The 8402-nt window shown below is 33.4% G+C and carries 7 protein-coding genes; 6 read left to right on the top strand and 1 reads right to left on the bottom strand.

Annotated elements, in window-relative coordinates; all coding sequences use genetic code 11:
- The 4 genes from IGI43_RS16645 to IGI43_RS16630 form a co-directional block, all read left to right on the top strand.
- On the top strand, window positions 1-345 hold a 345-nt coding region (locus IGI43_RS16645), incomplete at its 5' end, for a hypothetical protein (RefSeq protein ID WP_438758995.1).
- 1144 nt (window positions 346-1489) lie between these two features.
- A complete protein-coding gene (locus IGI43_RS16640) occupies window positions 1490-2506 on the top strand; it encodes a replication initiation protein (protein ID WP_438758994.1) in 1017 nt (338 codons plus the stop codon).
- Window positions 2499-2966, top strand: coding sequence for a DUF536 domain-containing protein (locus IGI43_RS16635; protein ID WP_438758993.1), 468 nt, complete (start codon window positions 2499-2501; stop codon window positions 2964-2966). The genes IGI43_RS16640 and IGI43_RS16635 overlap by 8 nt, the downstream gene beginning before the upstream one ends.
- Window positions 2967-3394: 428 nt before the next feature.
- Window positions 3395-3862 (top strand): DUF5626 family protein, encoded by a 468-nt coding sequence (locus IGI43_RS16630; RefSeq protein ID WP_438758992.1) that lies wholly within the window; start codon window positions 3395-3397, stop codon window positions 3860-3862.
- Here IGI43_RS16630 and IGI43_RS16625 read toward each other — a convergent pair.
- On the bottom strand, window positions 3859-4386 hold the full coding sequence (locus IGI43_RS16625; protein WP_438758991.1) for a helix-turn-helix domain-containing protein: 528 nt from the start codon (window positions 4384-4386) through the stop codon (window positions 3859-3861). The two genes, IGI43_RS16630 and IGI43_RS16625, sit on opposite strands and share 4 nt — an antisense overlap.
- A 206-nt stretch (window positions 4387-4592) precedes the next feature.
- Here IGI43_RS16625 and IGI43_RS16620 point away from each other — a divergent pair, with 206 nt between their 5' ends.
- Both IGI43_RS16620 and IGI43_RS16615 read left to right on the top strand, forming a co-directional pair.
- Window positions 4593-5171 carry a hypothetical protein gene (locus IGI43_RS16620; protein ID WP_438758990.1) on the top strand — a complete coding sequence of 193 codons (579 nt, stop codon included), beginning with the start codon at window positions 4593-4595 and terminating at the stop codon, window positions 5169-5171.
- Window positions 5172-7853: 2682 nt separating this feature from the next.
- On the top strand, window positions 7854-8402 hold a 549-nt coding region (locus IGI43_RS16615), incomplete at its 3' end, for a helix-turn-helix domain-containing protein (protein ID WP_438758989.1).

Here is an 8402-nt window from a genome sequence, read left to right as displayed (position 1 = left end):
AGAAATACAGCCACAAAAGAATTTATAAAAAATATGATCAACAATTTGATCACTACGTTACTGAGAAAAAAGGAGTATGAACTTAGTACGCATTACCTAACTTTAGCAGCTTCACAACTCGATAGTGTAAATGATCTTAGTTATAAAATTGCACTTGATTACCTCAATAATCTAACCCAGTACCTCTCTACCGGAGAGAAAAAGTACAAGACGAATATTTTTGAAAGTATCGACTACCTAAATAAAGTGGGCGAACATAATTTAGCTGTCAGCATTAAAACAGAAGTCGAATCCATTCTCTTAAATAACGATACTGTGCCCATTTTCATTCAAGCGAATCTATAAACGACTTGCTATATTAGCAAATGAATTGCTTAAAGCTTATCAAAGCTAAAAGTATTAAGTACAATGACTATGCTAATAAAAAAGCCCACTAACTACGTGCGCTTTGGGGAAGTTAGTTAGTGGGCTTCTTTTAAAGAGATTTGCATATCCTTTTTGTAGTTTTCACTACGCTGCTATTTTACCATATTTCACTTTAAGTAAGCTTATTTGTTAGTTAATTGTCTTTTTTCTGGTGATTCGGTCATAAGACATCCTGGGATACTCGTGAGAGTATCCTTTTTTTGTACCTTGCACCCGAAACTTGAAAATCCTTTGAAAACGCATATCTGAGCTGCTATACCCCCAAAAACAAAACGCCTATTTAATTCTTCTTCTGATCGGTTGTTTCCTCGGTATTACGAGCGGAATTCCTCTTACACTAAAAATAGCATTTAAAATTCATTTTAAGCGGTTTTAATCTCCGAATGATGAATTAGTCGATTTTGATAGAAAAAGCTCTTAAATCGGATTCCAGGGCTATTTAAAGGAGTTTGATTCGACTAATTCAATTTTTAGAAGGACAAAAAAGAAATGCTAAAAAAAGACTTATTTCAATAGGGTCGTTAGGGCTTGCCCTGACCGCCTGCAAGGCGCTTTAACCAGAAAACAGTTAGAACTAAAGCAAACAGTTAAAACGGTTTACACAAGCGATGAAAGGCTTACAAAGACCTCTTTAAACTCTTTGTTTTAGGTTTTAGCGAGGGAGCCCAAGGCGACCGCTGCAAGTAAAATGTGTGAGTGTTCTTCTCACACTCCTTTTTAGATATCTTATTTTCCAGTGTTTACTATTCGCGAACCTTTTTGAGAAAAAAAGAGAGCATATTTAGGCGGGAGATTTTGCCCTTGTACTGTTTATTAATTGTTTAAAGAATGTTTAAATATATGTTTAGCAATTTTTAACCCTTACTCTCCCAAGGGTTACAGCAATCTATAAGCTACCTTTTTCCGCATTACAAGCTACCTTTTTCCGCATTACAAGCTACCTTTTTCCGCATTACAAGCTACCTTTTTCCGCATTACAAGCTACCTTTTATTAAGAGTTGCTTTTATCGTCTGCTTTTAGTAAAATAAATTCTATATTATTACCTATGGTGGAGGTTTTTAAATGAATGAAGTGGTTAAGTATCATAATGATCTTAATACTGCTGTGATGCGTAGATGGACAAAAGAGGAAATGAACTTCTTTTTTGCAATAATTGCTAAAGTAAGAGGTAAAGGAACTTCTGAAATCGTATTTGATTTATCAGAACTCAAGGATCTTGTAGCCTATGCAGAACGTAACAACAAACGCTTTTTAGATATTATGAAATCACTAGCCCTAAAATTAAATTCATTAGCCTATATCGAACAAAACGAAGAGACACTAAAAATTATGTCTATTTTTCAAGAGTTTGAAATTGATAATAAAGGAACGTATCTACGAATTTTAGTGTCTCAAAAATTTGAATATATCATCAACGAAGTCCTTGAAAATTGGCAGTTTACAAGCTTCGAGTTAGCTCAATTTGCTCAACTGAAATCTACTTATTCTAAAACGATGTATCGATTATTGAAACAATGGCGAACTCTTGGGCGTAAAACGTTCCCGAAAAATGAACTATTTAAACTATTAGATGTTCCTAAAAGTATGCAGCGTCCAAATAATTTTGCTGATAAAGTCCTCAAACATATTAAACAAGAGTTACCTGTATATTTTGAAGGTTTTAAGGTTACTCCCATTAAAAGTTCTTCACGTGGGACACCTATAACAGGTTATGAATTTTCATGGAAAGCGGAGAAAACTGGTGAATGGAAAGACTTTGATAAACTAGAAAAAAATCGTAAAAAGAAGCCAGTTCGTTCTGAAACGGTTCCCGAAAATATCCTTGCTGCTGAAAAAGAGGATGAAGAAAGAAAGAAAAAGCTTCAGGAAGAATTTTTCCAAAAAGCAATGCAGTTCCGTGATCAATCTTTTGAAGATCAAGCACAACTTTTCTCTGAAGCTAGAAAAGTTGATACCTACAGAATGCCAAATGCTACTCAGTTTTTAGATACCTTGGCTACATTAATGGATTTTGATTTAAAAAAGTATTGGGATTCTATTTTGAAAAATGCTCAGTCTGAAGGTGAAGAAAATGGCTGATAAAACTATAAAAGAACTTGCTGACGAACTAGGTATATCCAAAAGCAAAGTAAATTATCAAGTGTCTAAATTGAACACTGAATTAATCACTATTTTAGACGGTGTTAAATACCTTAATTATCAAGCACAAGAAGAAGTGAGACGTTCTTTAGGTGTACAATCGAACGCTAAATCAAACACCTTTTCAAACGATTTTGAACAGCAATTCGAACACCGTTTAAAGCCATTCGAAAAACAATTGGAAATAAAAGATAAACAGATTGACACCCTACAAAAATTATTAGATCAACAACAACAACTTACCCTGCAATCAAATAAACGAATCGAGCAGCTAGAAGCTCAATTACAACTTGGATCCCAATCTCCTGAAGAAAAACAGCCTTCAGCTGAAGAACCAAAAACTGATCCTGATTCGATAACGGACAAAAAGTGGTGGCATTTTCTCCGGAGAGATTCCTGATTTTTGGTTTGACCAATGGAGAGCCACTGCACGCAAAAATCCCACCTTTTTAAAAGGTGGGTATAATTGGGCACTATAAATTTTAGTGATCATGTTAGTAGAACAAGTACGCTCTTTTGACGCACTTCATATGTTCCAACTATGGACTTTATACGGTCGCAACTATGTTCCTAACCTACTTTTTATGTACCCACCAAAATCACCTAGCACTGCTAGGATACCCACGCATTTGGGTACAGATTTCCCTTATGCTCTTTCTAAATTTTAAATGATTTGAATGATCATTTAAAATTTAGAAAGGTTTATCCGCTTGATATTCTTATTACTACTGATGTGCAACTATAAGTTGACACGCTGCAAACAGAACGGTGCTTTCTTTTCTATCTCTTTTTTTGTACGATTTAATTACAAAAAAAGGAGTGATCAATATGAAAAAGGCATTAATCTTAGGAGCAGTAATATTTTTTGGTATTTTTGGTAAGGGATCCCTTAGTCACGCTGAAGAGAATCAAGAGTCCGTTACTTATTCATTATCCGACGCTACAAAACAAACTTCTAGCATTGTTACAAAAGAAGGCGAAGAACTAATTATCACTATAGAAAAAGAACCTTCTCTTTCTCGGGCATTAGGAAATGGTACATACACCGTTTCAACAGAACGAAAAGGTTCCTGGAAAGCAAGTTATCAGGTGACTGTAAAAAACAACTCAATTACTGCCACAAAGAACGCAAGTGCTACCGCTATTTCTGGTTCATTTACTAGTAAATCTTTACGAATCGACAATTCAAAACAAGCGACTTACTATTTAAAGCGTAAAGTAGGCACGTCTACAGCTACTATTAATCTTCGAGCAAAAATAAATGGTTCTAAACTCAATGTTTCCGTTTCAACTTAAGAATCAGGTGTATAGTTTACCTCGATTCTTTGATCCCATAATAGATAGTCACCAACCATAATAAATGTGAAATACAAATTAATTAAAATGCAGCATACACTTACAATGTTAATTAGCATGTAAAATGTGTTGCTTTTTTTATTCCGTTTCATAATAATAGGTGCCAGAAATAGACCTAGCGGTGCTGCTACAGACAAGCCAATAACAGCAATTAATAAAAGTAACCCTTCGTCTTTATCACCAATTCCCTGATTATGAATCCAATCTAGTTTTCTGCGATGATCGTCTATCGTTTGATTATTTTCTTCAATTTTTTTCTTTAAGACTTCGTTTTCTTGGACAAGTTCGTCAATTGAAACTTCATAAATTTTACTAAGTAATACTAAATTATCAATATCTGGATAGCCTTTTCCCGTTTCCCATTTTGAAACAGATTGACGAGAAACATTCAATTGATCTGCGACGGCTGCTTGTGAAAGACCTTTATTTTCTCTATGTACACGTAATCGATCAGCTAAAACCATTCTTATCCCCCCCCTTAAATTTTTATACTTAATCATACGACATTTTGAATGGAAAAACTATCAGTTATTGGTTTACATAACAGCAACTTATGGTTGCTCCGCTAGTTGCAACCATAAGTTGCTGTTATGTAAACCAATAGGTGCTTACTAAAATAACCTTCCCATGCAATGATAATGGCATATTAAAAAGAAAGAGGGTTTTATGTATGAAGAAAAAAATTTTTAAAACGGGATTATTGTTAATGACATCAGTAGCTGTAGGAGCAACGTTAATTCCTTCTACAGTAGCCTTAGCTGATCAATCTTCTTTTAATGAAAAAAATGTATCTATCACTAAAGAAGAAGCAGCTTATCAAGAGGATGGTTTATTGTATATAGAAGACAATCCTTTCGAACCTAACCCAACGGCTAGACAAATTATTGCTGATGGAAGTTGGAAATGGAAACAAATAAATAAGAAATACTCTGATACTAAACAAGATGAAAAATTTAAAGCAAATGTGGGAAACTTAGTCTATAACGTGGCTTTTGCATATTTTGGTGGTAAGCTTATCAAAGGTGCATTGAAACTTAGCGAATTTACTGGGGCTGTATCTAGTGGATTTTTAGCTTCTGTTAAAAAACCTATTAAAGCTGGTAAAACTGTATATCTAACTATTACAACTTACGAAGATAAAGATTCTGTAAATTACTATGTAAAAGAAAATGTAAAAGCTTATTCTGATTCTAAACGAACTAAGCAAGTTGGAAACTATGACTCAGTTCATAAATTCAGAAAAAAATAATTCTTTATAAATGGGGATAAATTATATGTACAAAAAAGATAGAAAAAACTATTTGGTTGTTATAGCAGTCTATGTTTTAGTCAGGGTAATTATTTTAATTAGAGATAATAATTTATCATTATCTTATTTTTTTAATTATGAATTATCTGGTGTAATAGGATTTATCATTGGATATACCTTACTTTACTATCTGGTATTAAAAAAGGACAAGTAATTGAAAATCTTTATTTAATAATTAATCTCCGTTAATAAAGTAAATAAGATCTAGACAAACAGTAAAATTAGAATGGACTTCAATACATGAATATAAAGTTTATAAAAATGATAGGGTTTGTTACTATTTCTGTATCAATACTAATATCATTAACACTTAGTTTTAAACCTGATATGATTCTTATTGATGGTGATCCATTAGATACAGGTTACATGATATCAAAAACTCTTTTTATAATTACTACTTTGCTCATTTTAACAATAATCGGAGTTCAATTAATCAATAAAAAATAACTATGCTGATCATTTCTGATGTTCTATTTTCACAAAAAAAATCCCCTCAAAATCTAGTGAACTCAGATACGTTCCACCTATACCAATCAAAATTCACAAAGAGAGGCCACCAATCGCTTGACTGGTGGGCTACTTGGGTTAATCGGGATTATGTTAACTAAGCGATTAAATAACAATCACTCGAAAATTTTACAAAAAAATACTTACTCTATTCATTGATAAATCAATGATTTTATAGCAATGTGACCAAGTTGCCAAATTATGTGACAAAAGTTGCCAAAATAAAAAACGCTGTACTCCTTGATACAAAAGAGATTACAGTGTTTTATTTTCGTGTTATGTTAAATTCTACCCCCATGTTATAAAAAGGGGGGCTTATGAGGTGGGCAAGCCCCCCTCATAGCTAAAAGTATGTAGGGTATCCGTTGGTACTTACGTTTACGCCAAGAACGATCCGAGCGCCCTGGTGGGCGCCGGTCTCGTTCTTAACTACGAAGTACTCAACAACCCTTTCCAACTTTTAGCTTCTCTTTATCTACTCTCAAATTATACGTCAAATTCCCCAATCAATCAATCGCTAGTTTATGTTATAATACTACAGCTGTCTTCCTTTGCGCTGAAATCTTCAGCAAGAAAGGAGGTCTTTCAGTTGATTTTTCTACTTGACGTCTTACTTGGAATCCTGGTTAATGTGATTGCCCATTGCATTAATAAATGGCTAGATTCTAAGGACAAAAAAGACAGCTAGCCTCACGTTTATTGTTTGAAGTGGTGAAACAATACTCGATAAAAGAAAAGAGTCAGCACGGTTGCCCCCGGCTGGCTCTTTTTGGTCTTTCAGTTGGGTTTTCTACTTGTGTGTTTAGTATAGCATAAACTTCTTTATTCGACAATTTCATTCCTGAAGAACAGATCATTGATCGATGCTTTTTTATTTTGTTCTTCACACTCACTTATTCATTCCTGATTTTTGTAAGAGCATAAGGGGTTTTGGTGTCAGACAAGCTGACAGTCCTTGCAGTGTAAGGAAACCTTGTGGTGACAAACTTATACGAATTCGCTCCATTGAACCCCCAACTATTTTCTTCAGTTCTCCCAACATAGTGGGATACATTTTGCAGCTGAAGTGAGTTCTATTTCTGTTCATTTTTGAGTTTGGATCTCACAAGTAAAATCCAAAAAAAGAAAACGATTATCGATCGTTTTTGTAAACTTAGGCAAGTGGCTAACCACTTGCTATGCTTGCCACAGGCAAAAATGAAAATCGATACTTCAGAAAAAAGTGATTTTTCAATTCTGACCCGTTTCATTTTTTCAGTTTTCGGATCAGATCTAAAACTGAAAAAGATCAAAAATGACATTGCTCATTTTTGTAAATTTCGCCAAGTGTATATACACTTGCTATGCTTGCCATAGACAAAAAGAGAAATCATTTCTCACTCTGGCAAGCATAGCAAGGTGTCCCCACCTTACCTAAAAAAATAAAAAAGCAGCCACATTAAAATCTTCGATTTTTCTTTTTTGCTCATTTCATTTTTTAGTTTTTGGGGAAATTCCCCAAGCCCCACTTTTTAAAATCGTCTTTTTCTAGCTGACACTTTTTCATTTTTCGTCTGCAGCGTTTTTTTAAAATAAATTTTTTTGAGCTCCAACAAGTACCTAACAATTTAAAAAGAGAGCTCTTGAAAATTTCAAAAAAATGAAAAAAGTTCAACCTAAATTTCGGCTGAACTCTTTTTTGAATTTCGCAACATGGTACCATATTGCTCCGCTTGCAAAAAGAAAAATTGAGAAACATTCATTTAAAATTTCGTAACATGTACCCATGTTACTATGCTCGCAAAAGAAACTACTTTTATTCGAGCCTAGCGACAAGAAAAAACAAAAGCTATTTTTTCTCCAGGCGCCCAAAACCGATGCTTACCTTTTTGGAAATCAACTATGTACTCAGTCGCTTACTTAGAAAAACCAGAAATCAAAAAAATTTTTTCGACTCCTGGTACTCCTTAATTCAAATTTACCTACTTAACCATTTACCCAAATAAATAAAGAAATTGCTGCTACAACTGCTGTTGTGATCATTAAAAACCCACCTTCCACCATATCAAAAGAATATTTAATACTTTCTGAATACATTATGCTACAATAGACAGGAGAAAGGCAAGGGGGTATTTTATGAAAGTAGAAGAAGCGTTGTATTTTTTCAGGAAAAACAAAAACTTAAAGCAAAAGGATATCCTGACATATACAGATACGTCAGTCTATTCTCGTATTGAAAACGGAAAGAAATTTTTAAAATTTTCAGAGTTAAGAGATATTTTAACTCGTTTATCTGTACCCTTAGCTGAATTTTCTGAATATTTAGATGATGACTTAGAACAAAAGCAATTTCGAAATCTTTTAAAAAAATATAAATCAAATGTTCATGATCCACACATGAAAAAAGAATTACTAGACTATTACCACACGTTGACTTTTTCTGAAGCGATGACAATAGAGCACATGTCTAATTATGTCGTGATAAAAACGTTGCTGTCTTCTCGTTGGAACGAAATTTCCCCTTTAAAACAGAGTGAATTAGACATTATTTTTAATTTGTTAAATGTGAAAGAGTATTTTTTCCAATATGATTATGCGCTCTTATCTCATACTATTTTTCTATTTGATCGATCAAAGATAGATATCTTAATTAAAAAAGCATTACCAGTAAAAAATATGAATTTA

This window comes from Enterococcus sp. AZ126, assembly GCF_051714545.1.
Taxonomy (GTDB): Bacteria; Bacillota; Bacilli; order Lactobacillales; family Enterococcaceae; genus Enterococcus_L.
Note: the sequence above shows the minus strand (reverse complement) of the source record. Positions and strands in the feature narration are given on the sequence as shown.

What these genes read in the sequence shown, in the direction of transcription:
- IGI43_RS16640 (WP_438758994.1), top strand. Translation starts at nt 1,490, where the DNA reads ATGAATGAAGTGGTTAAGTATCATAATGATCTTAATACTGCTGTGATG.
- IGI43_RS16635 (WP_438758993.1), top strand. Translation starts at nt 2,499, where the DNA reads ATGGCTGATAAAACTATAAAAGAACTTGCTGACGAACTAGGTATATCC.
- IGI43_RS16630 (WP_438758992.1), top strand. Translation starts at nt 3,395, where the DNA reads ATGAAAAAGGCATTAATCTTAGGAGCAGTAATATTTTTTGGTATTTTT.
- IGI43_RS16625 (WP_438758991.1), bottom strand. Translation starts at nt 4,386, where the DNA reads ATGGTTTTAGCTGATCGATTACGTGTACATAGAGAAAATAAAGGTCTT.
- IGI43_RS16620 (WP_438758990.1), top strand. Translation starts at nt 4,593, where the DNA reads ATGAAGAAAAAAATTTTTAAAACGGGATTATTGTTAATGACATCAGTA.